The organism is Massilia arenae (assembly GCF_008014745.1).
Lineage (GTDB): Bacteria > Pseudomonadota > Gammaproteobacteria > Burkholderiales > Burkholderiaceae_D > Telluria > Telluria arenae.
This window is the reverse complement of record NZ_VPFD01000003.1, coordinates 16,424-42,234: the sequence shown is the minus strand read 5'-3', so window position 1 is coordinate 42,234 and position 25,811 is coordinate 16,424. Positions and strand designations below refer to the sequence as shown.

General features: G+C 66.7%; 19 protein-coding genes and 1 other RNA gene. 11 read left to right on the top strand and 9 right to left on the bottom strand.

Annotated features, from left to right (window positions below; translation table 11 throughout):
* Nucleotides 1-2 precede the first annotated feature (2 nt).
* The 6 genes from FVD38_RS02855 to FVD38_RS02830 form a co-directional block, all read right to left on the bottom strand.
* Complete coding sequence (locus FVD38_RS02855) at nt 3-281, bottom strand: DUF3325 family protein (protein WP_187271463.1); 279 nt, start codon at nt 279-281, stop codon at nt 3-5.
* Nucleotides 278-1,831 carry a PepSY-associated TM helix domain-containing protein gene (locus FVD38_RS02850; protein WP_147933446.1) on the bottom strand — a complete coding sequence of 518 codons (1,554 nt, stop codon included), beginning with the start codon at nt 1,829-1,831 and terminating at the stop codon, nt 278-280. The genes FVD38_RS02855 and FVD38_RS02850 overlap by 4 nt, the downstream gene beginning before the upstream one ends.
* A 9-nt stretch (nt 1,832-1,840) precedes the next feature.
* Nucleotides 1,841-2,113 carry a hypothetical protein gene (locus FVD38_RS02845; RefSeq protein WP_147933445.1) on the bottom strand — a complete coding sequence of 91 codons (273 nt, stop codon included), beginning with the start codon at nt 2,111-2,113 and terminating at the stop codon, nt 1,841-1,843.
* On the bottom strand, nt 2,097-4,226 hold the full coding sequence (locus FVD38_RS02840) for a TonB-dependent receptor (RefSeq protein ID WP_147933444.1): 2,130 nt from the start codon (nt 4,224-4,226) through the stop codon (nt 2,097-2,099). Before FVD38_RS02840 ends, FVD38_RS02845 begins: the two co-directional genes overlap by 17 nt.
* A gap of 95 nt (nt 4,227-4,321) precedes the next feature.
* A complete protein-coding gene (locus FVD38_RS02835; RefSeq protein WP_147933443.1) occupies nt 4,322-7,225 on the bottom strand; it encodes a M16 family metallopeptidase in 2,904 nt (967 codons plus the stop codon).
* Nucleotides 7,226-7,309: 84 nt separating this feature from the next.
* Nucleotides 7,310-10,000, bottom strand: coding sequence for a two-component system response regulator (locus FVD38_RS02830; protein WP_229493367.1), 2,691 nt, complete (start codon nt 9,998-10,000; stop codon nt 7,310-7,312).
* Nucleotides 10,001-10,329: 329 nt separating this feature from the next.
* Here FVD38_RS02830 and ribBA point away from each other — a divergent pair, with 329 nt between their 5' ends.
* From ribBA to nusB, 3 genes are read left to right on the top strand one after another with little or no spacing between them, the layout of a single operon-like run.
* Nucleotides 10,330-11,442: a bifunctional 3,4-dihydroxy-2-butanone-4-phosphate synthase/GTP cyclohydrolase II gene (gene ribBA, locus FVD38_RS02825; protein WP_147933442.1), complete on the top strand. Its 1,113-nt coding sequence runs from the start codon at nt 10,330-10,332 to the stop codon at nt 11,440-11,442.
* 32 nt (nt 11,443-11,474) lie between these two features.
* Nucleotides 11,475-11,954: a 6,7-dimethyl-8-ribityllumazine synthase gene (ribH, locus tag FVD38_RS02820; RefSeq protein WP_005671273.1), complete on the top strand. Its 480-nt coding sequence runs from the start codon at nt 11,475-11,477 to the stop codon at nt 11,952-11,954.
* A gap of 19 nt (nt 11,955-11,973) precedes the next feature.
* Nucleotides 11,974-12,444 carry a transcription antitermination factor NusB gene (gene nusB, locus FVD38_RS02815; RefSeq protein WP_123068672.1) on the top strand — a complete coding sequence of 157 codons (471 nt, stop codon included), beginning with the start codon at nt 11,974-11,976 and terminating at the stop codon, nt 12,442-12,444.
* A 281-nt stretch (nt 12,445-12,725) separates the two neighbouring features.
* Here the strand turns inward: nusB and FVD38_RS02810 are convergent, their stop codons facing one another.
* Complete coding sequence (locus tag FVD38_RS02810; RefSeq protein ID WP_229493365.1) at nt 12,726-13,577, bottom strand: transglycosylase SLT domain-containing protein; 852 nt, start codon at nt 13,575-13,577, stop codon at nt 12,726-12,728.
* Here FVD38_RS02810 and FVD38_RS26390 point away from each other — a divergent pair.
* From FVD38_RS26390 to FVD38_RS02780, 7 genes are all read left to right on the top strand, one after another.
* Nucleotides 13,576-13,722, top strand: coding sequence for a hypothetical protein (locus FVD38_RS26390; RefSeq protein WP_187271471.1), 147 nt, complete (start codon nt 13,576-13,578; stop codon nt 13,720-13,722). The genes FVD38_RS02810 and FVD38_RS26390 overlap by 2 nt on opposite strands.
* Nucleotides 13,723-14,149: 427 nt before the next feature.
* Nucleotides 14,150-15,634 (top strand): 4-hydroxy-3-polyprenylbenzoate decarboxylase, encoded by a 1,485-nt coding sequence (gene ubiD / locus FVD38_RS02805; protein ID WP_147933440.1) that lies wholly within the window; start codon nt 14,150-14,152, stop codon nt 15,632-15,634.
* A 78-nt stretch (nt 15,635-15,712) separates the two neighbouring features.
* Nucleotides 15,713-15,811: signal recognition particle sRNA small type (gene ffs, locus FVD38_RS02800), an RNA gene on the top strand.
* A 161-nt stretch (nt 15,812-15,972) separates the two neighbouring features.
* Nucleotides 15,973-18,111 carry a DNA polymerase III subunit gamma/tau gene (locus FVD38_RS02795; RefSeq protein ID WP_147933439.1) on the top strand — a complete coding sequence of 713 codons (2,139 nt, stop codon included), beginning with the start codon at nt 15,973-15,975 and terminating at the stop codon, nt 18,109-18,111.
* A 49-nt stretch (nt 18,112-18,160) separates the two neighbouring features.
* Nucleotides 18,161-18,490: a YbaB/EbfC family nucleoid-associated protein gene (locus FVD38_RS02790; RefSeq protein WP_123068667.1), complete on the top strand. Its 330-nt coding sequence runs from the start codon at nt 18,161-18,163 to the stop codon at nt 18,488-18,490.
* Between the two features lie 48 nt (nt 18,491-18,538).
* Nucleotides 18,539-19,129 (top strand): recombination mediator RecR, encoded by a 591-nt coding sequence (gene recR / locus FVD38_RS02785; protein WP_147933438.1) that lies wholly within the window; start codon nt 18,539-18,541, stop codon nt 19,127-19,129.
* Between the two features lie 116 nt (nt 19,130-19,245).
* Complete coding sequence (locus tag FVD38_RS02780; RefSeq protein ID WP_147933437.1) at nt 19,246-20,454, top strand: glycosyltransferase; 1,209 nt, start codon at nt 19,246-19,248, stop codon at nt 20,452-20,454.
* On the opposite strand, the gene FVD38_RS02775 is transcribed toward FVD38_RS02780, so the two are convergent.
* Nucleotides 20,445-20,762, bottom strand: coding sequence for a hypothetical protein (locus FVD38_RS02775; RefSeq protein WP_123068664.1), 318 nt, complete (start codon nt 20,760-20,762; stop codon nt 20,445-20,447). The two genes, FVD38_RS02780 and FVD38_RS02775, sit on opposite strands and share 10 nt — an antisense overlap.
* A gap of 280 nt (nt 20,763-21,042) precedes the next feature.
* On the opposite strand from FVD38_RS02775, the gene FVD38_RS02770 reads away from it, so the two are divergent.
* Nucleotides 21,043-23,478, top strand: a complete 2,436-nt coding sequence (locus FVD38_RS02770; RefSeq protein WP_147933436.1) for a penicillin acylase family protein — start codon at nt 21,043-21,045, stop codon at nt 23,476-23,478.
* Between the two features lie 182 nt (nt 23,479-23,660).
* Here FVD38_RS02770 and FVD38_RS02765 read toward each other — a convergent pair whose 3' ends face one another.
* Nucleotides 23,661-25,811, bottom strand: a complete 2,151-nt coding sequence (locus FVD38_RS02765) for a putative bifunctional diguanylate cyclase/phosphodiesterase (RefSeq protein WP_147933435.1) — start codon at nt 25,809-25,811, stop codon at nt 23,661-23,663.

Here is a 25,811-nt window from a genome sequence, read left to right as displayed (position 1 = left end):
CACTAGCGGCCTGCGCTGCGCCAGGTGAAGGCGACGGCGATCGACGCCGCCGAGATCAGCACGATCCACAGCAGGCTACCGAAGCTGGCGCCGTCGCGCCAGACGCATAGCCCATAGGCCAGCAGCAGCAGGCACAGGCCGGCAGGGCGCAGCCAGCGCGGCGCCGCAGTACCCTCGCGCCGCCATCCCATCCGTTCCCAGTGTTCGCCCATCGCCAGCGCCAGGCAGGCGAAGCCTGCGTAGCTCGTCAGACAGGCGAGTAGCAGTAGTGCCGCGCTCAAGACCGCACCTCCGCCCGCAACATTCGCGCGCGGGCCTGGACTGGTCTGGCCAGCCGGTGCGCGCTCCATGCCGCCAGCAGTGCCAGCACCAGCAACATCAGGTCGACGCCGGCCACCGCCCATTTCCCGTCCGCGAGCGCCCAGGCGACATGGTCGCCCGTCGTCACCGCATTGAGCAGCACGCAGGCCACGGCCAGCAGGCAGACGATCCAGGCTTGTTCGCGCCAGGCCGCTTTGCCGCGCCACCAGCCGTGGACAAAACTGGCCAGCCAGGCAAGATAAAAGGTCCAGACCTCGAGCGCGGCGCGTTCCTGGCCATCCGGTAGCAGTCGATTCGCCGCCAAAAAGGCGAGGGTCGCGATCACGATCCCGGTGACGCTGCCGACCGTCAGACCTTCCACCACGCGCACCCCGGCCAGTCCCTTCGCGGCATGGCGCGCGCGGCGAGCCTCGATCCAGAACAGGAAGCCGGTGGCGATCAGCACGCAGCCTGCCAGCCCGGCCAGGAAGTAGAGCCAGCGCAGCGTCCAGTGCTCGAACTGGATGAAGTGGATGCCGGAGATGAAACGCTGGGCCGACATCACGGGCGCGGCCTGGAAGCGGTGCAGCACCTGGCCGCTGGCCGCGTCGAAGAAGATCTGGTCCACGTTCATCGTGACCTCGCGCGCGTAGGAGCGGCGCAGTTCGACGTAGCTGTTGGCGTCGCCCGGATGCCAGACCCGCACGAAATATGGCTGGGATTCGGACTGCGTGCCGCCCCACTCGCGCCGCGCGACGTCGGCCATCGCATCGAGCGAGGCCAGGGCGCCGGGCGCGTTGGCCCTGGGCCGGCTGTACTTGCCATAGGCATCGGCGAAGAACGCGGCCTTGGCCGCCTTGCCTTCGCCGTAGGCGCCGGTGTACGCCTGCGGAAAATAAATCATCATGAAGATGACCATGCCGGACAGCGTAATAATGAAGTGGAAGGGCAGGCCCAGCACACCGACCAGGTTGTGCAGGTCCAGGCTGCTGCGCTGCAGGGATTTGCGCGGCCGGAACGTGAAGAACTGGGCGAATATCTTGCGGTGGACGATCACGCCCGAGACCAGCAACAGCAGCATGGCCATGCCCGCCACCCCGACGATCCACTTGCCGACCTCTTTCCACTGCAGGTGCAGGCCGTAGTGAAAGGGGAAAAAGAAGCCGCTGCCGCCCAGCGTGCCTTGCTCAGGCAGGAACGCCAGCCGCTGCGGATCCAGCTGGCGCGGCGCCGGCTCGTCATCGCCGGCCTTGTAGGTCAAGCGCAGCACCGGGGTGCGCTGGGTCGGCAGGTCGACCCGCCACTGGCTGGCGCCGGCGGGCACAGCCGGCAGCACGGTGCGCGCGACGGCGTCGAGCGAGATCGGCGCGCTTGCGGGCGCGAGCCGGGTGGCCGGCATCATCCAGCGGTCGATCTCGCGGTCGAACACGCTCAGGGTGCCCATCCAGAACACGGCGAACAGCACGCTGCCCAGCAAGACGCCGGCCCAGGTGTGGAGCCAGGCCATCGATTTGCGCAAGGTGTCTTCCATGACGCCGTCCTAGTCAAGCACGTGATTGACGGCGGCTGTCAGGACCATCCCGGCTGCCAGCACGATCCACAAGCGCGCCGCGGCGCGTACGCTGAACGCCCAGACCAGCAGCGCGAGATAGAACACGAAGCCCAGCATCGAGGACAGCGCGACGGCTTCCGAGCGCGCCATGCCGAGGCGGGCCAGCACGGCGCCGGCCGCGATCACCGTCGACACGGTGAGCAGGTAGCCGCCCACCACGGCGCCGACGATCCTGAGGCCGCGCTCAGAAGCCGAGCGCATAGCCCACGGTCACGGTGCGGCCGCGGCCGGCGAAGTAGCGGGCCGGCTCGACCAGTGCGCTCTGCGAGTAGTACGTGATGTAGTCCTTGTCGAGCAGGTTGGCCAAGCCCAGGCGCAGGTCGCCCTTGCGCAGCTTGTAGGTCAGGGCCGCGTCGACCAGGGTGTAGCCCGAGAAGCGTTTGGCCGGATCGTCGAAGTCCTGCGAGAACGCATGCTGGGCCTGCACTAGCGACGACAGGCGGTCGCCCCAGTTCGCGGTCCAGCTGGCCAGCACGCGGTCCGGGGAGACGTTCAGGCCGTCGAGCTTCGCGTCCAGGCTGCCGTCGTTATTGCTGTCGTAGCGGCCCTTGGTGCGCGCATACGAGAGGCTGGCGCGGTGCGCGTCATTGAAGCGGTGCGCGATCTTGGCTTCGACGCCTTCGAGGCGCGTCTTTTCGCGCGCCATCATGAACACGCCGCCGACCGAGACGACGCGCGCGCCGAAGTCGGAATCGGAACGGTAATAGCTGGCGTCGAATTCCCAGTCGCCCTTGCGCACGCGGGCGCCGGCCTCCACGCCGTCGGTCAGGATCGGTTCGAGGTTGCGCAGGCTGCCGATGCTCTGGCCAGGCGTGTTGATCGAGCGAAGCGTGCGGCCGATGTCCGGCAGGCCGAAGCCCTCCGAATAATTGGCGTACAGGGTGATATCCTTGACCGGCTCCAGCACCAGTCCCGCATTGAGCAGCGTTTCGTTGAACTTGATCTTGCCGCCTTCGACGAAAGTGTTGCTGTAGGCGGCCAGCGTGCGATAGCTGTCGACTTCGAGGTCGGCGTTCTCGCGCCGCGCGCCGGCATGCAGCGTCAGGTTGCCCGTCAGCTTGAATTCGCCCTGGGTGAACAGCGACAGGTTGCTGTACTTCGACTCCGGCACGAAGGTGCGCCCGGTGCCGTACATATCCTGCTTGCCCTTGTCGACCAGCGTGTCGAAGCCGGCGGTGAGCTTCAGGCGCCCATCGAACAGGCCCTCTTTCGTCAGGCCGACCTTGCTGCCGTATTTCGAGGCGACCGAACGCGACTGGTCGTACAGGGTGCCGCGCGGCGCGATCGTCACGTCCTGGAAGGTGGCCGAGTTGTCTGCGCCGAACAGCCCGACGAATTCCTGGCTATAGGCCATCGCCGACAGTTCCATGCCGGCCAGGCTGGTGTGGGTATAGCTGGCGCTGGTGGTCCAGACGTCGTTCCAGGCCGGCGTGCCGGGCGGCGTGCCCTCGACCGAGGTGGAGGGGATGCCGCGCGCGCGGTCGCCCGGCACGCCGAGGTAGCTGGCCTTCGACTTGATGCGATAGCGGTTGACCGAGAACTGCAGGCGCTGGTGTTCGTCCGGCCGGTAGCCGATCTTGGCCAGCACGTCGTAGCTGCGCGAATCCATCAGGTCGCCCTGGGTCACGTCGACCCCGATCGAACGGCCGGCGCCGTCCAGGTACAGCCCCTGGTCCTCGTAGCCGACCGAGAACAGGTATTCGAGCTTGTCGCCGCGGCCGTCGAGCCGGTAGGTGGTCTTGTAGCCGAGCAGGTCGCCGTTCACGTCGGAGGTGGGCGTCGTCACCTGCACGTCGACGTGCTGGTTGAAGCTGCCCGGGGCAGGGCGGCGCGTGATGATGTTGATGGTGCCGCCGGTCGCGCCGAGGCCGTTGATGGCGTTCGGGCCCTGCACGATCTCGATGCGGTCGACCATCGCATAATCGATGGTGTGGGCCTCGCGCCCGGTGGGGCGCACCGGATTCGATTGCGGCACGCCGTCGACCAGGATCAGCGGGGTGCGTCCGCGCAGCGTCTCGCCCGAGCCGTTCATCTTGCCGCGGCTCGGCGTGTACGAAGGCAGCAGGTTGCTCAGGACGTCGGACGTGTTGGTGGAGATGGTCAGCTGGCGCGCGATGTCTTCCTTGCGGATCACAACCACCGTCTGCGGCGCCTTGTCCACTTCGACGTTGGAGCGCGAGGCGGCGATGACGACCACGGCGCCGTCGCCATCGGCCGGCTGGGCCTGGGTGTGGGCGGCGAGGGTAAGCAAAGTGAGTGGAATGAGCGCCGCGAGTGGACGACGCGTGAAGGGGATGGCCTGCGATGACTGCACGAACGGCTCCATACTAACTGATAATGAGAACTATTATCAATTAGTATGGAGGTCGATGTCAATTCACCATTGGCTGTCGACGGGCAGCGCGCAGATCAGCTTCCCGTAGCGCCCGACTTGCCGGCCTTGGCCACCTTGGCCGCCGCCTGCGTTTCCGGATTGAGCACCACCTGCACGTAGTTGTTCGTGTCGAAGTAACGGCGCGCCGCCGTCTTGATGTCGTCCGCCGTCAGGGCCTGCACCTGCTTCTCCACCGAGAGGATCGAGGCCGGATCGGTGCCCTCGGTCAGTGCCGATTGCAGGTTCGCCACCCAGTAGCCGTTCTCGCGCAGCGAGCGGCGGTGGTTCTGGATCCAGCCGGTCTTGACCTTGTCCAGTTCGGCCGCGTCCGGGCCATGTTCCTGCAGGCGCGCGATCTCGGCGAAGGTCGCGGCGATCACCTTGTCCACGTGTTCCGGTCCGGTCGGCAGGCTGATGCCGACCGAGTAGTTCCCGTACGGGATCTTGCTCAGGGTGCCGCTGGCGCCGCCGCCGTAGATCATCGCCATCTTCTCGCGCAGCACCTCGATGATGCGCAGATTGGTCACTTCGATCAGGGCCGACAGGCGCAGCTGCTCGGCTTCGGTGAATTCGGCCGGGCCGGTGAAGTTGAGCGCGATGCTGCTCTTCGGCTCGGAGCCGCTGCGCACCTCGCGCTTGACCACGCCGGTGGCCGGACGCAGGCCCACGTCGCGGAAGGCGACCGGGATGTCCGGCGTGGGCAAGGTGCCGAGATAGGTCGCCAGCAGCGGCCGGATCTTTTGCTCGTCGAAGCTGCCGACCAGGATGAAGGTCAGGTCCTTGGCGCTCGAAAAGCGCTGGCGGAAGATGTCGATGCTGCGGTCCAGGTCGATCTTGGAGAATTCCTCGGCGTCGAGCGTGCGCGGCGCGCGCGGGTGGTTGTTGTACAGGGCCGCCACCAGCGCGTCGTTGAAGTAGCGTCCCGGCAGGCCGCTCTGGTTGCGCGCGATCTCGGCCTGCTTGTCGATGTAGGCGTGGAACAGGCCTTCGTCGCGGCGCACGTCGGCGAACTTCAGCCACAAGAGCTGCAACATGGTCTCGATGTCGGTGGCGCCCGAGGCGCCCGCGATCACGTCGGAATAGCTGCCCAGGCCCACGGTCACGCCGGCCGCCTTGCCGGCCAGGATCTTGCGCATGTCGAGCGGAGTAAAGTCCTTCACGCCCATGCTGGCCACGATCGCGTTCGAGAAGCGCGCATTGAGGATGTCGCCGTCCGGGAACAGGCTCTGGCCGCCGGGACGGGCCGCGCTCAGCATCACCTGGTCGTTGCGGAAGTCGGTGGGCTTGAGGATCACCTTGACCCCGTTCGACAGCGTCAGGCGCGTCAGGCCCAGCGCCTTGTCGTGCTGCTCGGCGGTGATTTTTCCAGGCTGCGCCGGGCGCTCCATCAGGCGCGTCGCCAGCAGTTTTTCGTCGTGCCGTTCAACGGGCTTACGCGCGGCTTCGCTGACGGCGGCCAGCAACTGCTCACCGGTCGGCGCGTCCGGCTGCTGGTCGCCCCTGCTCACGCCCGTGTACAGCACCAGCTTGCCCGAATCCGCAGGGATCGTGCGCTGCGCATAGTCGTTCATCTCGACCAGCGAAATGCCCGGCACCAGCTGCTGCACGTAGCGCCACTCGGTGTCGATACCGGGAATCGCTTCGTCCTGCAGGAAGTTGCGGATGTACTCGGCGGCGTAGGTCGCCGAGTCGCTCTTGGCGCGCTCGTTCCAGGCCTGCTCGTAGGTACGCACCAGGTTCTTCTTGGCCCGCTCGAGTTCCTGCTCGCCGAAGCCGTGCTGGCGCGCGCGCTCGTTTTCCTGGACCAGGGCCGCGATCGCCGGCAGGGCGCCGCGCGGGCCGATGGCGGCCGACGAATTGTACGAATGGTAGCGCGGCGTCAGCTTGCCGAGCGAGCTGCTCGCGCCCAGGTAGGGCGCGTCGGGCAGTTGCGCCAGTTCCGCCAGGCGCTGGTTGAGCATGGTCCCGAACAGCGATTGCACCAGTTCGTCGCGGTAGGCGCCGATGGTGCCCAGCTCACGCACCGGCTGCACCGGGTAGCGGATCAGGACCGCGTTGCCATTGGCTTCCGGGTCGGTGACGACCAGCGCCTCGGTATCGGCGCGCGCCGGAATGGCGGCGTAGTCGCGTGGACGCGGATTGGCCGGGTTCTTCAGGCGCGCAAAATGCTGCTTGACGAGCTTCTCGGCGCGCGCCGGGTCGACGTCGCCGACCACCACCACCGCCATCAGGTCGGGGCGGTACCAGTCGCGGTAGAAGCGTTTGAGGGTCTCCGGCTTGAAATTACGCAGCACGTCTTCGCGGCCGATCGGCAGCCGCTCGGCATACTTCGAGCCGTTGAACAGGCGCGGATAGATCTCCTTGCCCATGCGGTCCGAGGCGCCTTTGCCCAGGCGCAGCTCTTCCAGCACGATGCCGCGCTCCTTCTCGATCGCGTCGGCATCGAAGCGCACGCCATGGGCCCAGTCTTCCAGCACCTGGAAGGCCTTGCTCACGTGTTCCGGCTTGTCGGTCGGGATCGGGAGGATATAGACGGTTTCGTCGAACGAGGTGTAGGCGTTCAGGTCGGCGCCGAAGCCCACGCCGATCGACTGCAGATAGGACACCAGCTCGTGCTTGCGGAAGTTGGTGGTGCCGTTGAAGGCCATGTGCTCGACGAAGTGGGCCAGGCCACGCTGGTCTTCATCCTCGAGGATCGAACCGGCCTTGACCACCAGGCGCAGTTCGAGCTTGCGTTCGGGGCGCGCATTGCGCTGGATGTAGTAGGTGAGACCGTTGTCCAGTTTCCCGACCTTGACCTGCGGGCCGACCGGGATGGGCGATTCCATCTGCAGCGCCGGCGCCTGGGCCGCCTGCGGCGCGCCATGCGCCAGCGGGGACAGGCCCAGTATCGCGGCCAGCGCCATCAACGGCAGGCCGCGTACGAAGTTGTTGCTCATTCAATGGTTCCCAGAAGACTTGGTTATTGCATTCTACATGGCGCAAGGGCCTGCACGGATGAGCTTAAGGCTGCTCTAAACCTGTCAGAGGATGACCCGTCCCTTCGCCAGCAACTGGGCCATCTCGAAGGCCGGCACCGGCCGCCCGTACAGATAGCCCTGCAACACATCACAGCCGAGGGAGCCGAGAAAATCGCGCTGGCCGACCGTTTCCACACCTTCGGCCACCACCGCCAGCGACAGGCCCTGGGCCAGGGCGATCGTGGCCTGGGCGATGGCGGCGCTGCGCTGTTCGGTGGCGATATTGCGTACGAACGTCTGGTCGATCTTGAGCTTATCGAGCGGGAAGCGCGACAGGTAGCCGAGCGACGAGTAACCGGTGCCGAAGTCGTCCAGCGACAGCGAGACCCCCATCGCGCGCAGCTCGGCCATCTGTGCCTCGGCCGCGGCGCTGTCGCCCAGCATCACGCTCTCGGTCAGCTCGACCTCGAGCCATCGCGCTTCGAGGCCGCTGTCCTGCAGGGCGGTGCGTACCACCTGGGCCACGCTGCCGGCCTTGAACTGGCTGGCCGAGACATTGACCGCCACCCGCACCGGACCCAGGCCGGCGTTTTGCCAGGCCTTGTTCTGGAAGCAGGCCTGACGGATCACCCATTCGCCGATCGGGTGGATCAGGCCTGTGTCCTCGGCCAGCGGGATGAAGTCGGCGGGCGAGACCGACCCGATCTCGTCGCTGCGCCAGCGCAGCAGCGCTTCCATGCCGACCACCTGGCCATCCAGGCGCGAGACCTGCGGCTGGTAGTGCAGCGACAGCTCGTCGCGCTCGATCGCGCGCCGCAGGCGCGTCTCCAGCGCCAGCCAGCGCAGCGCCTCGGCGTTCATCTCGCCCTTGAAGAACCTGAAGCCGTTGCGGCCCGATTCCTTCACCAGGGTCAGCGCGGCGTCGGCCGCCTTCAGCAGGTCGCCCGGGACGTCGCCGTCGCGTGGATAGACGCTGATGCCGATGCTCCCGGTGACCACCACGTCGTGTTCGCCGACCAGCAGCGGCTGGGACACGGCATCCATCAGGCGCTGGGCGCAATAGATCACGTCGTCGGTGTCGTCGAAGCTGGTCAGCAGCAGCACGAACTCGTCGCCCGACAGGCGCGCCACGGTGTCGGTCGCGCCGGCTACTGCGCCGGCGCGGTGCGCCACCTCGCGCAGCACGGCGTCGCCGGCCGCGTGGCCCAGGCTATCGTTGATGCGCGACAGGCGGTCGACGTTAAACAGCAGCAGCGCCACCTGGGTCGCATCTTTACGTGCCGCGGCCAGCGCCTGCTGCATGCGGTCGTTGAACAGCGAGCGATTCGGCAGCAGGGTCAGGGCGTCGTGGTTCGACAAAAAATCGAGCTGGTGGTGGGCCGCCTTGAGCGCCGACAGGTCGGTCGACACCGATACATAGGCGGTGATCCTGCCATGGTCGTCGCGCACCGCGCTCAGGCTGGTGCGCTCGGGGTAGATCTCGCCGTTCTTGCGGCGGTTCCAGACCTCGCCGCGCCATTGCCCCTCATGCTCCAGGCACTCCCACATCGCGCGGTAGAAAGCCGGATCGTGGCGTCCCGAGCGCAACATGGCCGGGCTGCGGCCGAGCACCTCGGATTCGCGGTAGCCCGTGATTTCCTCGAAGGCGGGATTGACGGCGACGATCTTCGCGTCGGCGTCGGTCATCAGGATCGCCTCCTGCGTGCTGTCGAACACCTGGCGCGCCAGTTCCAGCCGGTGCTCGCTGTCGCGCAGGGCGGCGTCGGAATCGGCGCGCGCCATCGCCTCGAGCTGCAACTGGGCGGCGTGGCGCTGCACGACTTCGTACAGGTTCAGGTTCTCGTAGGCCACCGCCAGCTGGGCCGCCAGCGCCGTGGCCCAGCGTTCCTCTTCGTCCGAGAACGGCGCCGCGCCGACCCGACGCGTGCAATACAGCCAACCGAGTGGATGCTGGAGGTCGTGCACCTGCAGGCCGAGCAGGTGGCCAACCTCGGGGTGGTGCTGGGGCAGGGTGGCCAGCAAGGCGTCGTCGCCGTCCAGGCGCAGCGGGGCGCGGGCGCGCAGCAGCACGCCGGGCAGGTCTCGCTCGTTGAGCGCATAGGACTCGAGCAGGCCGCCTTCGACGCCATGGGTGGCCAGGTGGCGCACCGTGCGTTCGGTGCTGGCCAGCAGGCACAGGGCGACGCAGTCGGCGTTGAGCACGCGCCGCGCGGCGTCCACGAAGGCATCGGCCAGGGCCTCGACGCGGCGCTCGCCCACCAGCATCATGCACATGCGTTCCAGCTCGGACAGGCGCGCGCACAGGTCGAACGGCAGGTCGCGGTCGTGCTCGCGGCCGGAAGGCAGCGCCGGCGCCGGTGCGCCGTGCATCACGCCCAGTTCGGCGGCCACCGCGTCGAGGATGCGCTGCGGCTCTGAAGGCTTGCCCAATACCGTGGTCACGCCGCAGCGCGCCGCCATGGCCATCGTCTCGCGCTCCGAATAGACGGCCGAGAAGAAGATGACGCGGGTCGCGTGCAGGGCGGGATCGGCGCGCAGCTGCTGGACGAATTCGTAGCCGTCCATGGTCGGCATCAGGATGTCGGTGATGATCAGCTCGGGCCGCTCGGCGCGCGTGATGGCGAGCGCGCGGGCGCCGTCCTCGGCTTCGAGGATCCGGTGGTCGGTATAGCCGAGCAGGGCGCCGAGATAGCTGCGGTTGCTCGGACGGTCGTCGACGATCAGGATCGTGGCCATCAGCACCGCCCTGTGCATGGGGCGGCGCCTGGATGGCTGACTGGGACGGCTACCGGCATGGCAACTCCGAAAAATGGGCAGCACCGCCTGGATGGGTGCGCTAAAGATGTCTTAATAATAATCCAGTTGGATGTGGACACAGTACGATGTTGCACGTGAAAACATCGAGCTTAACAATTTAAAGCCGCAAAATCACTAGTTGTTGCTCAATCGTAACGCCAGTTGACGCGATAGTACGGCTGTGCTGCCAAATTGGGGAGAGGCAGGGGCCGACAATGCGGTTGAAAGCCTGTAAATCCATTAAAATAGCGGATTACGCATAACTCTCCCGTTTCAAGGAATCCCGTATGTCTATTTCCAGCACCGAGGACATCGTTGCCGAACTGCGCGCCGGCCGCATGGTCATCCTGGTCGACGAGGAAGATCGCGAGAACGAAGGCGACCTCGTGCTTGCAGCCGACTTCGTCACGCCCGAGGCGATCAACTTCATGATCCGCCATGCGCGCGGCCTGGTCTGCCTGACCCTGTCCGAAGAGATCTGCGACCGCCTGGCGCTGCCGATGATGACTTCGCGTAACGGCACCTCGTTCGGGACCAATTTCACCGTGTCGATCGAAGCGGCCGAAGGCGTCACCACCGGCATCTCGGCGGCCGACCGCGCGCGTACCATCCAGGTGGCGGTGAACAAGGGCACGACCCCGGACGACCTGGTGCAGCCGGGCCACATCTTCCCGCTGCGCGCCCAGAAGGGCGGCGTCCTGATGCGCGCCGGGCATACCGAAGCGGGTTGCGACCTGACCCATATGGCGGGCCTGACCCCGGCCTCGGTGATCTGCGAGATCATCAAGGAAGACGGCACCATGGCGCGCCTGCCCGACCTGATCGAGTTCGCGAAAGAACACAAGCTCAAGATCGGCACCATCGCCGACCTGATCCACTATCGCAGCCAGAACGAGTGCCTGGTCGAGCGCGTGGCCGAGCGTACGCTGTCGACCGAGGCCGGTGAATTCCAGCTCGTGGCCTTCCGCGACGCGCCGAGCGGCAGCGCCCACCTGGCCCTGGTCCACGGCGAGCTGTCGCCCGAGAAGGAAGCGCTGGTGCGCGTGCACCAGCCGGTGTCGATCCTCGACCTGCTCGAGAACCGCGCCACCACCCACTCGTGGGACATGGCGTCGGCCATGAAGACGATCAAGGCCAGCGATGCCGGCGTGATCGTGCTGCTCAATTGCGGCGAAAGCGCAGACCAATTGTTCGCCCAGCTGGCGCCGCAGGATGGCAAGGCCAGCCGCGCCGGCGCGCGCGCCGCATCGATGGACTTGCGTACCTACGGCATCGGCGCCCAGATCCTGCGCGCCCTGGGCGTGGGCAAGATGCAGCTGCTGGCCAATCCGCGCAAGATGCCGTCGATGACCGGTTTCGACCTGGAAGTCACCGGTTACGTGCCGCGTCCGGAAGCCTGAACAATCAACCAATCAACAAGAAGAGGTCAGCCATGACGGTAGGAACTTTTGAAAGCAATCTGCAGGGCGAAGACCTGCGTATCGGTATCGTGCAGGCCCGTTTCAACGCCGACGTGGGCCACGGCCTGCTGTCGTCCTGCCTGGCCGAACTCAAGCGCCTGGGCGTGGCCGACGAAGACATCCTGCACGTGACCGTGCCGGGCGCGCTCGAAGTGCCGCTGGCGCTGCAGCGCATGGCCGTGACCGAGCAGTTCGACGCGCTGATCGCGCTGGGCGCGGTGATCCGCGGCGAAACCTACCACTTCGAGCTGGTGTCGAACGAATCGGGCGCCGGCATCACCCGCATCGGCCTCGACTACGGCATCCCGATCGCCAACGCGATCCTGACCACCGAGACCGACGAGCAGGCCGAAGTCCGCATGGCCGAGAAGGGCGGCGACGCCGCACGCGTCGCGGTCGAAATGGCCAACCTCCTGATGGCGCTGGACGAGCTGGTGCCAGAGGACGAATAACAGTAAAGGCAAGAAAACAATGACTGACAAGAGTACGCACGCCAACCCGAGCAAGAACCGCACGCCGCGCCACCGCGCGCGCGAGTTCGCGCTCCAGGGTCTGTACCAATGGCTGCTGAATAATGAACCGGCACGGGTGGTCTCGACCAATATCCGCGGCGCCCATGGCTTCGACAAGGCCGACAGCGAGTTCTTCTCGGCGCTGCTCAATGGCGCGATCGGCACTTCGGTCGAGCTGCGCGAGTCGATCGCCCCGCTGATCGACCGTTCGATCGCCGAGCTGTCGCCAATCGAGCACGCGGTGCTGCTGCTGGGCGCCTATGAGCTGAAGAACCATCCCGAGATTCCGTATCGCGTCGTGATCAACGAGGCGGTCGAATTGACCAAGTCGTTCGGCGGTATCGATGGGCATAAGTATGTCAATGGCGTGCTGGATAAGCTGGCGTCGCGCCTGCGGCCGGATGAAGTGGCGGCGAACGAGCGTCGCTGATCGTTTTGCTTGCAGCTTGACGAGAAAAAGCCACCGTGCGCGAGCCGGTGGCTTTTTTGTCGTCGGTAGATTGCTTGGGACTTTGGTTCCCGCCTGCGCGGGAACGACGTTGATTGGGTCGATCGAACCGCCATTAACGCGACGTTGAATACGTACGTCAGCACGTCATTCCCGCGCAGGCGGGAATCCAAGCCCGCCGCGCAGCCCGAATCAACATATATAGAGCAAACGCAAAAAGCCACCGCCGCAGCGGTGGCTCCAAGGAACTTTCCCTCTTGATCTTACAGGCCGGCCAGCGGCTCCACGTTCGGCACGTGCGCGCCGACGGTGGAGGCAGTGGTGGTTTCCTGCATCGGCTTCGCTTCCGGCTTGACCGTATCGGACTCGGTCTGCTTGGCGGTGACGATCGTTGCCGGCAGCGGCGCCGCGCGTGGAGTGCGCACCGGGACGTTCTGGCCTTTCGAGACCTTCTTGAGCAAACGGTATTCGGTCAGCACCTTGTGACCATAGCCCGAGTCGGTGTCGAAGTTGGCTGCGCCGACGTAGGTTTTCAGGCCGCCTTCGACCGAGCCGGTACGCTTGACGTAATCCTTCAGAATCAGGGCGCCGACACGGATGTTGGCGACCGGATTCAGGGCCGCTTGCGGGCCGCCCACATCCTCGAACTTGTCGTGGTGGACCTTGGCCATGACCTGCATCAGGCCCTTGGCGCCCATCGCGCTTTCGGCAAACGGGTTCAGGCCCGATTCGATCGCCATCACCGCCAGGATCAGCAGCGGGTCGAGTTTCAGCTCGTGCGCCGTCAGGTAAGCGGTCGAGACCAGCATATTGGCGGCGTCGCCGGCGACGCGGTAGCGCTTCGACAGCCAAGTGGTGACGTACTGCTGCTGCTTGCTGTCACCCAGCATGGCATGCGAATCGCGCAGGTGCGTCGTTTCGACGGCCACTGCTTCGGCCACGGCCTTTGGCGTGGGCGCGACGATTGCCACCGGCTCTGCAGCGGCGACGACGACTGGCTGCGGATGCAGCATTTCAGAGACGCGCTTGGCGAAACTGTCATTGGTGTACAGCAGCGCCAGCATGGCAACTGCGGTCAGACCGAATACGGTCAGGGTAGTGCGGGCGGTTTTCATGAAACCGCTTGCCGTTTTGCTCACGGAAGACCACGTGATTGGCTGGCTGGCCATGGATTGCACGAGCCTTGCGCTCGTGGTTAAACGATGGAACATCGAATTTTCCCCTTGTCGCGGCGAAAAGAATCCCGTCGTGTCGCTGTGAGCGAAACGCGGAATGTGTTTGCCGTGCATCAGAAAATCGTTTGTCGCCGCGACGCGGCCGACTAACGCCGTCATTGCTTTGCTTCAGCTGGCTGCTAACCCGTAGGGCAGGGACCAGTGGCTCAACAACTGTCTCGGGGGATATGGGCAGACGCCCAAAAAGAAAACACTCCTTAAAATGTCGTGTGGGGCCCCGACCCCGTGAATGCATGAGAACAGCTAAAATTGTGGCAAAAAAAGTAAGGCCGTCTCATCAAGTAGGACGGATTGTAGGGGCGGACCTTATATCAAGTCAACCCTAGCACGCCTGTCTCTTATTACTTTTGGTTCTGATGAAGTGGCCTTCCAAATAGAAATACTTGACGAATCAATCACTTGGCTCCACCCTCTCACTTACGTTCTGCAATCGAAGAAATGCTCAAAACTTGATGAAATATACAGACTTGCGAGATTTTATGGCCCAGCTCGAACGCATGGGCGAGCTCAAACATATTGACATTCCGGTGTCGACCAACCTCGAAATGACCGAGATCTGCGACCGCACGCTGCGCGCCGAAGGTCCCGCGCTGCTGTTCCGGCAGCCGACCGGGCATACGATCCCCGTCCTTGGTAACCTGTTTGGCACCCCGAAGCGGGTGGCGCTGGGCATGGGGGCGCAGGATTTGAGTGAGCTGCGTCAAATCGGCCACGTGCTGGCGCGCCTGAAGGAGCCCGAGCCACCCAAGGGTTTCAAGGACATCATGGGCATGGGCTCGCTCGTCAAGGCGGTGTGGGATATGGCTCCGAAAGAAGTAAAAGGCGCGCCCTGCCAGGAAATCGTCTGGGAGGGCCAGGACGTCGACCTCGCTCGCCTGCCGATCCAGCATTGCTGGCCGGGCGACGTGGCTCCGCTGATCACCTGGGGCCTGGTGATTACCAAGGGGCCTAACAAGAAACGCCAGAACCTGGGCATTTACCGCCAGCAGGTGCTGGGCCCCAATAAAGTGATCATGCGCTGGCTGGCCCACCGCGGTGGCGCGCTCGATTTCCGCGAGCACGCGCTGGCCAATCCGGGCAAGCCGTATCCAATCGCGGTGGCGCTGGGCGCCGACCCGGCCACCATCCTCGGCGCCGTGACGCCGGTGCCGGACACGCTGTCCGAATACCAGTTCGCCGGCCTGCTGCGCGGCAGCCGCACCTCGCTCACCAAGGCGATCGGCAGCGAGCTGATGGTGCCGGCTTCAGCCGAGATCGTGCTCGAAGGGCATATCTATCCGGACGAGAACCACCCGTCCGGCTTCGAGCATGCGCTCGAGGGTCCATATGGCGACCACACCGGCTACTATAATGAACAGGACAGTTTTCCGGTGTTCACGATCGACCGTATCACGATGCGGCGCGATCCGATCTACCACTCGACCTACACCGGCAAGCCGCCGGACGAGCCGGCTGTGCTGGGCGTGGCGCTGAACGAAGTCTTCATCCCGCTGCTGCAGAAGCAGTTCACCGAAATCACCGATTTCTACCTGCCGCCGGAAGGCTGCAGCTACCGCATGGCGGTGGTGCAGATGAAGAAGCAGTACGCGGGCCATGCCAAGCGGGTGATGTTCGGCGTGTGGAGTTTCCTGCGTCAGTTCATGTACACCAAATTCATCGTCGTGGTCGACGAGGACGTCAATGTGCGCGACTGGAAAGAGGTGATCTGGGCTATCACGACCCGCGTCGATCCAACCCGCGACACGGTCATGGTCGACAGCACCCCGATCGATTACCTCGACTTCGCGTCGCCGATCAGCGGCCTGGGCAGCAAGATGGGTATCGATGCCACTAATAAATGGCCGGGTGAAACCAATCGCGAGTGGGGTACGCCGATCGTGATGGCGCCGGAGGTCAAGAAGAAGGTCGATGAGATCTGGGGGCAATTGGGGATCTGATCGCTCCAGGCAGGGGCGTCCGCTGCGGCGCCCCCTGCCATTTCCCCAAACGGCCTGCCCTGGGGTATAATGAGCGCTGGCGGGCCCCTGCGCATTGTGGCATGGTTTACCTGGTCAGGTCGGGAACGAAGCAGCCAAAGCCGTTCACCGCAAGTGCCGCAGATCAGGCTCGCCTCTTATCTCTTTTCAGTAGTACCTTCTCGGCAGTACCTCCCCATATTTTTTCTCAAGCAGCCAACGGCGCCCGCACGTCCGTCTCTCGCATTTTTCATGCCAGTTGCACAAGAGCCCGACCGTTGAATGTTCGCGACGACCGCCATCTGCGGTAAAATCGTGGCATGTCCTATCAAGTCCTCGCCCGCAAATACCGTCCCAAGAACTTCGACACGCTGGTTGGCCAGGAGCACGTCGTCCGTGCGCTGACCCATGCCTTGCGCACGGAGCGGCTGCACCATGCTTATCTGTTCACGGGCACGCGCGGGGTCGGCAAGACCACCCTGTCGCGCATCCTGGCCAAGTCGCTCAATTGCACCGGGCCGGACGGGCAGGGCGGCATTACCGCCGAGCCGTGCGGGCAGTGCGAGGCTTGCCGCGCGATCGACGCCGGCCGCTTCGTCGACTACATCGAGATGGATGCGGCGTCCAACCGCGGCGTGGACGAGATGGCCCAGTTGCTGGAACAGGCGGTCTACGCACCGAGCAATGCGCGCTTCAAGGTCTATATGATCGACGAGGTGCACATGCTCACCAACCACGCGTTCAATTCGATGCTCAAGACGCTCGAGGAACCGCCGCCGCACGTCAAGTTCATCCTGGCGACCACCGATCCGCAAAAGATTCCCGTGACGGTGCTGTCGCGCTGCCTCCAGTTCAATCTCAAGCAAATGCCGCCGGGCCATATCGTCGGCCACCTCGAGAACATCCTGGGCCAGGAAGGCGTGAGCTTCGAGCAGCCGGCGCTGCGCCTCTTGGCGCAAGGCGCGCACGGCTCGATGCGCGACGCGCTGTCGCTCACCGACCAGGCGATCGCCTATGCGGCCGGCCAGGTCACGCTCGATGCGGTGCAGGGCATGCTCGGCGCGCTCGACCAATCCTACCTGGTGCGCCTGCTCGATGCCCTGGCGGCGCAGGACGGCGCCGACCTGATGGCGGTGGCCGACGAGATGGCCAGCCGCAGCCTGTCGTACAACGGCGCGCTGCAAGACCTGGGCACCTTGCTGCACCGGATCGCGCTGGCGCAGTCGGTGCCCGGCGCCGTGCCGCAAGACCTGCCCGAGCTGGCCGACATCATGCGCCTGGCCGGCTCCTTCGAGCCGCAGGAAGTGCAGCTGTATTACCAGATCGCCGTGCACGGCCGCAACGAGATCGGCCTGGCGCCGGACGAATATGCCGGCTTCACCATGACCCTGCTGCGCATGCTGGCCTTTCGCCCCGGACAGGGCGGGGCAGAAGCATCTGCAGCACCGCCCGCCGCCGCGCCGGTAGGCGCTTCGCCTGCGCGCGCCGCCGCGGCAGCCGCGGCCAGCCATGCGGCGGTGACGCCGCGTTCGGCCCCGCCGTCGGCCGCACCGCCCGCACCTGCACCTGCGGCGCCGGTGCAGCCCAGTGCGCCGACCGCCGCCGCAGCCCCCGGCGCGCCGGCGATGACGTCGGCGCGGGCCGCGATCAATGCGGCGCTGGAAGCGGCGCGCGCCGCGTCGGGCATCCGCACCCCACCCAAGCGTCCAGGGGCCGAACCGGTCGCGCCGGCGCCGTCGGCGCCTGCGGCGCCGCCGCCAGCCGCGCCCGGACCGGCGGCCGCGATGTCGTCCCCTGGCGTCGGCATGCAGGCGCGGGCCGCTGCCGCACCGCCTCCATGGGAGGGCGGGCAGCCGCAGGCCATGGCCCAGCCGCAGCCGGCCATGCAGGCCCGCCAGCAGCCGCAGTCACAGCAGCCGCAGCAGGAAGACGACGTGCCGTCCTGGGTCACCGATTTTTCCGATGACACCGCCGTCGCCGCCGAGGCGCCGGCCGTGGTCGCACCCGCGCCCCAGGTGCGGGCACCGGCCGCGCCGCCGCATGCCTATGTCGTTACGCCCGTGCCAGAGATCAATTGGGACGGCAACTGGCCGGCGCTGGCCGGCAGCCTGCCGCTGCGCGGCGTGGCCCAGCAGCTGGCGCTGCAGACCGAGCTGGTCGCCTGCGTCGTGCACGACCGCTCGGCCACCTTCAATCTGCGCGTGCCGGTCGATACGCTGCGCGCCAGCGGCAATAGCGAGAAGCTGGCGGCTGCGCTGCAAGAACATTTCCCCGACTTCCGCGTGAATGTGGAGTCCGAGATTGGCCCGGTGTGGTATACAGCCGGGGCCGAACAGAAAGCGGCGCGCGAAGAGCGCCAGCGCCTGGCCGAGTCCATCGTTGCCGCCGATCCCTTCGTGCAGGAGCTCGAGCGACGCTTCGACGCGTTCGTCGTGCCAGGCTCGGTCAAGGTCGCCTGAGCACGTCGCTGCCGATCAATCACCCATCCGACTTTTGGAGAAACCCACCATGATGAAAAACCAGCTCGCAGGCTTGATGAAACAGGCGCAAGCCATGCAGGACAATATGAAGAAGGCGCAGGAGCAGCTGGCCCTGGTCGAAGTCGAAGGCCAGTCGGGCGCCGGCCTGGTGAAGGTCGTCATGACCTGCAAGAACGACGTCAAGCGCGTCACCATCGACCCGTCGCTGCTGGGCGACGACCGCGACATGCTGGAAGACCTGGTTGCGGCCGCGTTCAACGACGCCGTGCGCAAGGCCGAGGCGACCGCCGCCGAGAAGATGAGCGGCCTGACCGCCGGTATGCCGGGCCTGCCGCCTGGCTTCAAGATGCCTTTCTGATCCATTGAAAGCAGTCCCGGCCGGCGCCTTGCCGGCGGGACGCCCCACATGTCGACCTCGCTCGAATTTCTCATCGAATCGCTGCGCCGCTTGCCGGGCGTGGGCCCCAAGTCGGCCCAGCGCATGGCATTCCATCTGCTGCAGCACGACCGCGAGGGCGCCGCGCAACTGTCGCGCGCGCTCTACCAGGCGGTTGACACGGTGCATCACTGCGCCAAGTGCAATACCTTCTCGGACATTGAAATTTGCGAGCTGTGCGCCGACCCGGAGCGCGACCACACCCTGCTGTGCGTGGTCGAGACCCCGGCCGACCAGATCATGATCGAGCAGACGCTCACCTGGCGCGGCCTGTACTTCGTGCTGATGGGCCGGCTGTCGCCGCTGGACGGCATCGGCCCGCGCGACATCGCCCTGGACAAGCTCGTCAACCGCGCCACTGATGGCCTTGTCGGCGAAGTGGTGCTGGCGACCAATTTCACCAACGAGGGCGAAGCCACTGCCCACTACATCAGCGAAATGCTCAAGGCGCGCGGCCTGAAGGTCAGCCGCCTGGCGCGCGGCGTGCCGGTGGGTGGGGAGCTCGAGTACGTCGACGCCGGCACGATCGCGCGCGCCATGCTCGACCGCCGCAGCGCGTGATGTTCGCCGTCTTTTTCCGCTAAGCCCGGTCGATCCTGATCACCGGCGCACGCCCTGCGTGCGCGCAAGCCTGCTTGCCGGGCCGCTGCTATCGTGGATTTTTCTGCGAGCCGGCCATGCATCTCGTCGACCTTACGATGTTCTATGCCGCCGAGGGTGGTGGCGTCAGCACCTACCTGAACGCCAAGTCGGCGTGGCTGGCGCGTCAGGGCCGTGCGCGGCACACGATCCTGAGTCCGAACCGCGATGTGGGGCCAGACACCGCGCGTGCCATGCGCGCCACGTCGGCATGCCTGCGCGTCCCCAGCCTGGCCTTGCCCGGCTTCCACGGCTACCGAATGCCGCTGTCGGTGGCCGCCATCGCCCGCCGCCTGCGCCGCCTGCGGCCCGACCTGGTCGAAGTGGGCGACGCCGGCCATTGCGCCTGGGCCGCGCTGCGCGCCCGCGACCGGTTGCGCATCCCGGTCGTGGCCTTCTACCATTCCGATTTGCCGCGCCTGGTCGAGAATCGTTTCGGCCTGCATGCCGCCCAGCTCACCCGGCGCTACCTGGCGCAGCTGTACGGCCAGTTCGACCTGGTGCTGGCGCCGAGCCGGCTGATGGTCGCGCAACTCCATGCGATGGGGGTGCGGGGCGCGCTGCACCAGCCGCTCGGCATCGATTGCACTATCTTCCATCCCGATCGGCGCGACGCCGCCGTGCGCGCCGAACTGGACGTGGCGCCCGGGGCATGCCTGCTGGTATATGCCGGACGCTTCACGGCCGACAAGAAACTGGATGTACTGCTGGCGGCGATGGGCCGGCTCGGCCGAGGCTTCCACTTGCTGATGGTCGGGCCCGGCGAGGCGGCGTTCGAGGTCCCGAAGGGCGCCCGGATCAGCCGCCTGCCGTTCCAGCGCGACCAGCGCGCGTTGGCGCGCCTGCTGGCCAGCTGTGACTTGCTGGTGCACCCGGGCGATTGCGAAACTTTTGGCTTGATCGTGCTCGAGGCGATGGGCTGCGGCCTGCCGGTGGTGGCGGCTGGCGCCGGCGGCCTGGCCGAACTGGTCGACGACAGTACGGGCGTGCTGGCGCGGCCCAATTGCCCCGACAGCCTGGCCGAGGCGATCAGGCATGCGGCTGCCAGCGACCTGGCGGCGCTTGGCGCCAATGCGCGGCGCAAGGTCGAATCGTCATTCGCCTGGGAGGCGGTGTTTGACGGGTTGCTGATGCACTATTGCAAGCTGCTGCCGAAGGATGCAGCGGGCTGCGTAAAGCCGGGCTGCGCGACCCCCGGCCGCGCGCTCGACGAACAATCCTACGCCGGGGCCGGCTCTTACCAGTAAGGGCCCCAGTAGCCGCCGCGATAGCGTGGGCCCCAGGCGCCATATGCGCCGGCGCCATTGCCCATGCGCTGCAATTCCTCGCGCGTGCCCAGGTGCAGCACGCATTCACGCCAGGGATCGGTGTTCGCGCCATAGCCGAGCTGGGTGCATGCCGGGCCGTAGATATTCATGAGTTCCGCCATCTCGGCCTGCGCGCGCGCCGATTTTTCTTGCGGCGTGGAACAGGCCGCGGCCAGCAGGGCCAGGCCGATGACGGCGGACGTGCGCACGATGGCTGGCATTCTTGCGCCCTTGGTGACGTTTTGCATGACAGTTCCTCCCGCCGCATCGCGCGGCATGATTCCAGAATAGCATCGTCGCCACGCACCGCGTGTGGGATGGCCAACGAATAGTGAGATTTCTCCACCTACCTCATTATCGGATATGGGGACGGATGTGTCCGCCTTCAACGACATCTGCAGCTACGGCGCCGCAGGCGTAACGGATGCGCCCGTAATACGACGTGCGACGGGGTATTTTCTCGCGCCAAACCGCATCGGGCGTGGATTTTCTGGCAAGATACGCCCCCAAAACAAGGAGACGCGACGTATGGACAAACCCTTGGGCAAGTCCCGATGGAAGACCTGGACCCTGCGCGGGGCCGGGGCGCTGCTGGCGCTCGTGCTGCTGGCGGCCCTGGCCACCTGGCTATTCCTGCGCGCCAGCCTGGCCCAGCTCGACGGCGAGCGCCGGGTGGCCGGCCTGGCGGGCGAAGTCAGGGTCGAGCGCGACGCCGGCGGGGTGCCCCTGATCAGCGGCGCCAGCCGGCTCGACGTCGCCTATGCGACCGGCTTCGTGCATGGCCAGGAGCGCTTCTTCCAGATGGATTTGCTGCGCCGCACGGCGGCCGGCGAGCTGGCCGAGCTGTTCGGCGCGGCGGCGCTGCCCCCCGACCGCACGCACAGATTGCACCGCTTCCGCGCCCGCGCGCTGGACACGCTGGCGCGCCTGCCGGCGCCGGAACGCGCGCTGCTGGAACGCTACGCGCAAGGCGTCAACGAGGGCTTGGGCGCGCTCGGCGCGCGGCCCTTCGAATACGCGCTGACCGGCGTGGCGCCGCGGCCGTGGACGGCGCCCGATTCGCTGCTGGTGGTATGGGCCATGTACATCGACCTGCAAGGCGCCCAGGAGGCGCGCGAACTGGCGCGCGGCTGGCTGCGCGCGCACAGCGACGAGGCGCAGCTGGCGTTCCTGCTGCCCGAGGCGACCGCTTTCGATGCGACGCTCGACCAGGGCGAGGCGAAGGCGCAAAGCCCGTTGCCGCCGCAGGCCCCGGCCTGGTGGGGCGCCGCGCCGGAGGCACCCGGCGCGCCGGTCAAGCTGGCCGGCCTGGACGTCACCGATTCGGTCGGCAGCAACAACTATGCGCTGGCCGGTGGCCGCAGCAGCACTGGCGCTGCCATCGTGGCCGACGATATGCACCTGGGCCTGCGGCTGCCGAATATCTGGTACCGCCTCGCGCTGCGCTTTCCCGATCCGGGCGCACCTGGCGGGCAACGCCGCCTGGCCGGCGTCAGCCTGCCCGGGGCGCCGCCGTCCGTCATCGTCGGCAGCAATGGCCAGGTGGCCTGGGCCTTCACCAACAGCTATGCCGATTCGCTCGACCTGGTCGAACTGCAGCTCGACCCGGGCCGTCCAGGCCAGGTCGGCCTGCCGGGCGGCTGGGAGACGCCGCGCGAGCACGTCGAGGCGATCGCCGTGAAAGGCGCCGCGGCCGAGCGCATGGTCGTGCGCGAGACCTCGCTCGGCCCGATCCGCGAGGTGGCAGGGCGCAGCTATGCGCTGCACTGGATCGCCCACGATCCGGCCGCGCTCAATATGAATCACCTGAAGCTCGAGACGGTGGCCAACGTCGAGCAAGCGCTGGCCGCAGCCGCGAGCAACGGCATCCCGGCCCAGAACTTCGTCGCCGGCGACGTGCAGGGGAACATCGGCTGGACCATCGCCGGCCTGCTGCCGCGTCGCGCCGCAGAGGCTCAGGCGGCCGGCCTTGCAGCCGGCTTTCCGCTTTCCGCCGGCAGCGCGGCGCAAACCTGGAGCGAGGCGCTGCCCTACGCCGATTACCCGCGCATCCTGAATCCCGCCGATGGCCAGATCACGACCGCCAACAGCCGCCAGCTATCGGGCGCCGGATACGCGCTGCTGGGCGATGGCGGCTACGACCTGGGGCAGCGCAACCGCCAGTTGCATGAAGGCTTGCAGGCCATGGGCGACAAGGTCGACGTGCGCCGCGCCTTCGACGGCGCCCTGGACGACCGCGCGATCCTGGTCGGCCAGTGGCGCCAGCGCGCCCTGGCCGCGCTCGATGCGCAGGCGCTCGCCGGCCACCCGCAGCGCGCCGAGTTCCGGCGCCTGCTCGAGACCAGCTGGAGCGGGCGCGCCAGCGTGGAGTCGATCGGCTATCGCCTGGGGCGCGACTTCATGTGGGCCGTGCACGACCTGCTGTACGGCGGTGTCAATGCGGCGCTGAAGGAGATCGATCCGAAGGCCAGCGCGGCCGCGGCCAGCATGCGCTGGCCGGCGGTGGCGGCGCGCCTGCTGGATGAACGGCCGCCGGGCTGGCTGCCGGCAGGCCACGCCTCGTGGCGCGACCTGGAGCTGGCGGCGGTGGACCGCGCCATCGCGGCCCTGGTCGACGCCGGCACGCCGCTGGCCGAGGCCACCTGGGGCCGGCGCAACACCGCCGACATCGCGCATCCGATCAGCATGGCCGTGCCCGCGCTGCGCCCCTGGCTCGCCGCGCCAGGCCAGCCGCTGGCGGGCGACGCCCACATGCCGCGCGTGGCCGGCCCGAAGTTCGGCCAGTCGGAGCGGCTGACCGTGTCGCCGGGGCGTGAAGAGGAGGGTCTATACAATATGCCGGGCGGGCAGAGCGGGCATCCGCTGTCGCCGTTCTTCATGCTGGACCACGCGGCCTGGGTCGAGGGCAAGCCGGCGCCGTTGTTGCCGGGGGCGGTGAAGCATACGTTGCGCTTCGTGCCGTGAACGCACGGCCGGCGTATCTCTTTTGTCAGCCCCAACACGTCGTTCCCGCGAAGGCGGGAACCTAAGTCCGTACCGTTGCCACTTACATCAAACGCAGCCTGGAGGCGAGCAAGCTTAGGTTCCCGCCTGCGCGGGAACGACGTGCTGGCGGTGCGGGCTGGCGGTATGGATTCTGGCCACCACTACTTGGCCGGCAATGCCTGCTGCGCATGCTGCAGCATCTCGGTGATCTTCTCGGCGCTCGAGGGATGGCCGAGGTAGTAGCCTTGCACCATGTCGCAGCCCAGCTCCTCGAGCAGCAGCAGCTGCTCGCCTGTCTCGACGCCCTCGGCCACTACCACCATCTTGAGGCCGTGGGCCATGGCGATGATGGCGCGCGTGATGGCCGCGTTTTCCGAATCCTGGGGCAGGCCGGCGATGAAGCTGCGGTCGATCTTGAGGGCTCGCACGTCGAAGCGCTTCAGGTAATTCATCGATGAGTACCCCGTGCCGAAGTCGTCGATCGACAAGTGCACGCCGATGCCGCGCAGCTGCTCGAGCGTGACCAGCGTGGCGCGCGCATCGTCCATCAGGGTGCCTTCGGTCAGCTCCAGTTCCAGCAGGCGCGGTTCGAGCCCGGTCTCGGTCAGGGCCGACAGCACGATCTGCGACAGGTTCTCGTCCTTGAACTGCTTGGCCGACAGGTTGACCGCGATGCGCAGCAGGCGCCGCGTCAGGCGTTGCCAGGCGCGGGCCTGGCGGCAGGCGGTGCGCAGCACCCATTCGCCGATCGGGACGATCAGGCCGGTTTCCTCGGCCAGCGGGATGAACTCGGTCGGCGGCACCAGCCCGCGCTCGGGATGGCGCCAGCGCACCAGCGCCTCGACGCCCACGATCTCGGACGTTGCTACGGCCCGCTGCGGTTGATAAACCAGGTACAGCTCGTCGTTCTGCAGCGCGCGGCGCAGGCCCACCTCGAGCTTCACGTGGCTCATGATCTGCATCGTCAGCGAAGAGCTGTACAGCTTGGCGTTGTTCTTGCCGCAGTTCTTGGCATGATACATCGCGGTGTCGGCGAATTTCAGCAGCGAGCCGCAATCGTCGCCATCCTCGGGGAACAGCGAGATGCCGATGCTGGCCGTGACGAAGATCTCGTTGCCCTCGATCAGGAAGGGCCGCCGCATCGCTTCCTTGACGCGGGTGGCGACGTTCAGCGCATGCTCGACCCGTTCCAGGTCGGGAATCAGGATGGTGAACTCGTCGCCGCCCAGGCGCGCCAGGCTGGCGGCATCGCGCTCTGCGCCCTCGCCGCGCGAGACCAGGTCGCTGGGACGGGTGGTCTCGCGCAGCCGCTCCGACACCATCTTGAGCAGCTGGTCGCCGGCGTTGTGGCCCAGCGTGTCGTTGATGCGCTTGAAGGCGTCGAGGTCCATGAACAGCACCGCGAACTTCTTGTTGCCCATCTTGGCGCGCTGCAGCTCGCGCTCCAGCGTCTCGAGAAAGGCTTGCCGGTTGGGGATGCCGGTCAGGCCGTCGCAATAGGCCAGGCGCCGGATCTGTTCCTCGGCGCGCTTGCGTTCGCTGATGTCGCGCACCAGTCCCAGCACTTCGGACGGACTGGTGGCCACCAGCCGCGCCTCGAAGTGCAGCACGTCGCCGCATTCGATCAGCTCGTACTCGACCGAGCGCACCTGCTGGCTGGCGAGCACGGTCTTCACCTTCTCCAGCATGCGCGCCGCGATCTCGGGCGGCAGCGTGTCGGACAGGTGCTTGCCGATGAAGCGCGCGCTGGTCGGGGGCGCGCCCGCCGCGCGTCCCGGACACGACTGGCCGGGGCGCTCCTGGCCGGGCTCGTAGTCGAGATAGAAGCCGTCACTGTTCAGGCGAAAGAAGGTGTCTGGGATGGCTTCGAGCACGGCACGGTTCTGGGCGTCGGCGATGCGCAGGCGGGCGATGGCGTCGCTGGCGCGCAGCACGTACAGCACGCGGTGGCCGAGGATCGGCCAGTTGATCGGCTTGGAGACGAAGTCAGTGGCGCCGACCTCGTAGGCCTGGGTCACGGCCTCGACGTCGTCGCTGCCGGTGACCATGACGATCGGGACGCAGGCGCCGTCCTTCTCGGCCGCGCGGATCGTGCGGCAGGCCGTGAAGCCGTCCATGCGCGGCATGTCGACGTCCATCAGGATCAGGTCGGGCATGCGCGCGCGCGCCAGATCGACCGCTTCCAGGCCGTCGCCGGCCTCGATGCCTTCCATCCCGACCTGGGCCAGCATTTCGAGCATCAGGAGGCGCATGACGGGATCGTCGTCGGCGACGAGCACCGTCCCGCGCTGGTTGGAGGCAAAGGCTGGCAT

What these genes read in the sequence shown, in the direction of transcription:
- nusB (WP_123068672.1), top strand. Translation starts at nt 11,974, where the DNA reads ATGACTGACAAGAGTACGCACGCCAACCCGAGCAAGAACCGCACGCCG.
- FVD38_RS02775 (WP_123068664.1), bottom strand. Translation starts at nt 20,762, where the DNA reads ATGCAAAACGTCACCAAGGGCGCAAGAATGCCAGCCATCGTGCGCACG.
- FVD38_RS02850 (WP_147933446.1), bottom strand. Translation starts at nt 1,831, where the DNA reads ATGGAAGACACCTTGCGCAAATCGATGGCCTGGCTCCACACCTGGGCC.
- FVD38_RS02835 (WP_147933443.1), bottom strand. Translation starts at nt 7,225, where the DNA reads ATGAGCAACAACTTCGTACGCGGCCTGCCGTTGATGGCGCTGGCCGCG.
- ribH (WP_005671273.1), top strand. Translation starts at nt 11,475, where the DNA reads ATGACGGTAGGAACTTTTGAAAGCAATCTGCAGGGCGAAGACCTGCGT.
- FVD38_RS02795 (WP_147933439.1), top strand. Translation starts at nt 15,973, where the DNA reads ATGTCCTATCAAGTCCTCGCCCGCAAATACCGTCCCAAGAACTTCGAC.
- FVD38_RS02770 (WP_147933436.1), top strand. Translation starts at nt 21,043, where the DNA reads ATGGACAAACCCTTGGGCAAGTCCCGATGGAAGACCTGGACCCTGCGC.
- FVD38_RS02790 (WP_123068667.1), top strand. Translation starts at nt 18,161, where the DNA reads ATGATGAAAAACCAGCTCGCAGGCTTGATGAAACAGGCGCAAGCCATG.
- FVD38_RS02845 (WP_147933445.1), bottom strand. Translation starts at nt 2,113, where the DNA reads ATGCGCTCGGCTTCTGAGCGCGGCCTCAGGATCGTCGGCGCCGTGGTG.
- FVD38_RS02810 (WP_229493365.1), bottom strand. Translation starts at nt 13,577, where the DNA reads ATGAAAACCGCCCGCACTACCCTGACCGTATTCGGTCTGACCGCAGTT.
- FVD38_RS02830 (WP_229493367.1), bottom strand. Translation starts at nt 10,000, where the DNA reads ATGCACAGGGCGGTGCTGATGGCCACGATCCTGATCGTCGACGACCGT.
- ribBA (WP_147933442.1), top strand. Translation starts at nt 10,330, where the DNA reads ATGTCTATTTCCAGCACCGAGGACATCGTTGCCGAACTGCGCGCCGGC.
- FVD38_RS02780 (WP_147933437.1), top strand. Translation starts at nt 19,246, where the DNA reads ATGCATCTCGTCGACCTTACGATGTTCTATGCCGCCGAGGGTGGTGGC.
- FVD38_RS02765 (WP_147933435.1), bottom strand. Translation starts at nt 25,811, where the DNA reads ATGCCAGCCTTTGCCTCCAACCAGCGCGGGACGGTGCTCGTCGCCGAC.
- recR (WP_147933438.1), top strand. Translation starts at nt 18,539, where the DNA reads ATGTCGACCTCGCTCGAATTTCTCATCGAATCGCTGCGCCGCTTGCCG.
- FVD38_RS26390 (WP_187271471.1), top strand. Translation starts at nt 13,576, where the DNA reads ATGAAACCGCTTGCCGTTTTGCTCACGGAAGACCACGTGATTGGCTGG.
- ubiD (WP_147933440.1), top strand. Translation starts at nt 14,150, where the DNA reads ATGAAATATACAGACTTGCGAGATTTTATGGCCCAGCTCGAACGCATG.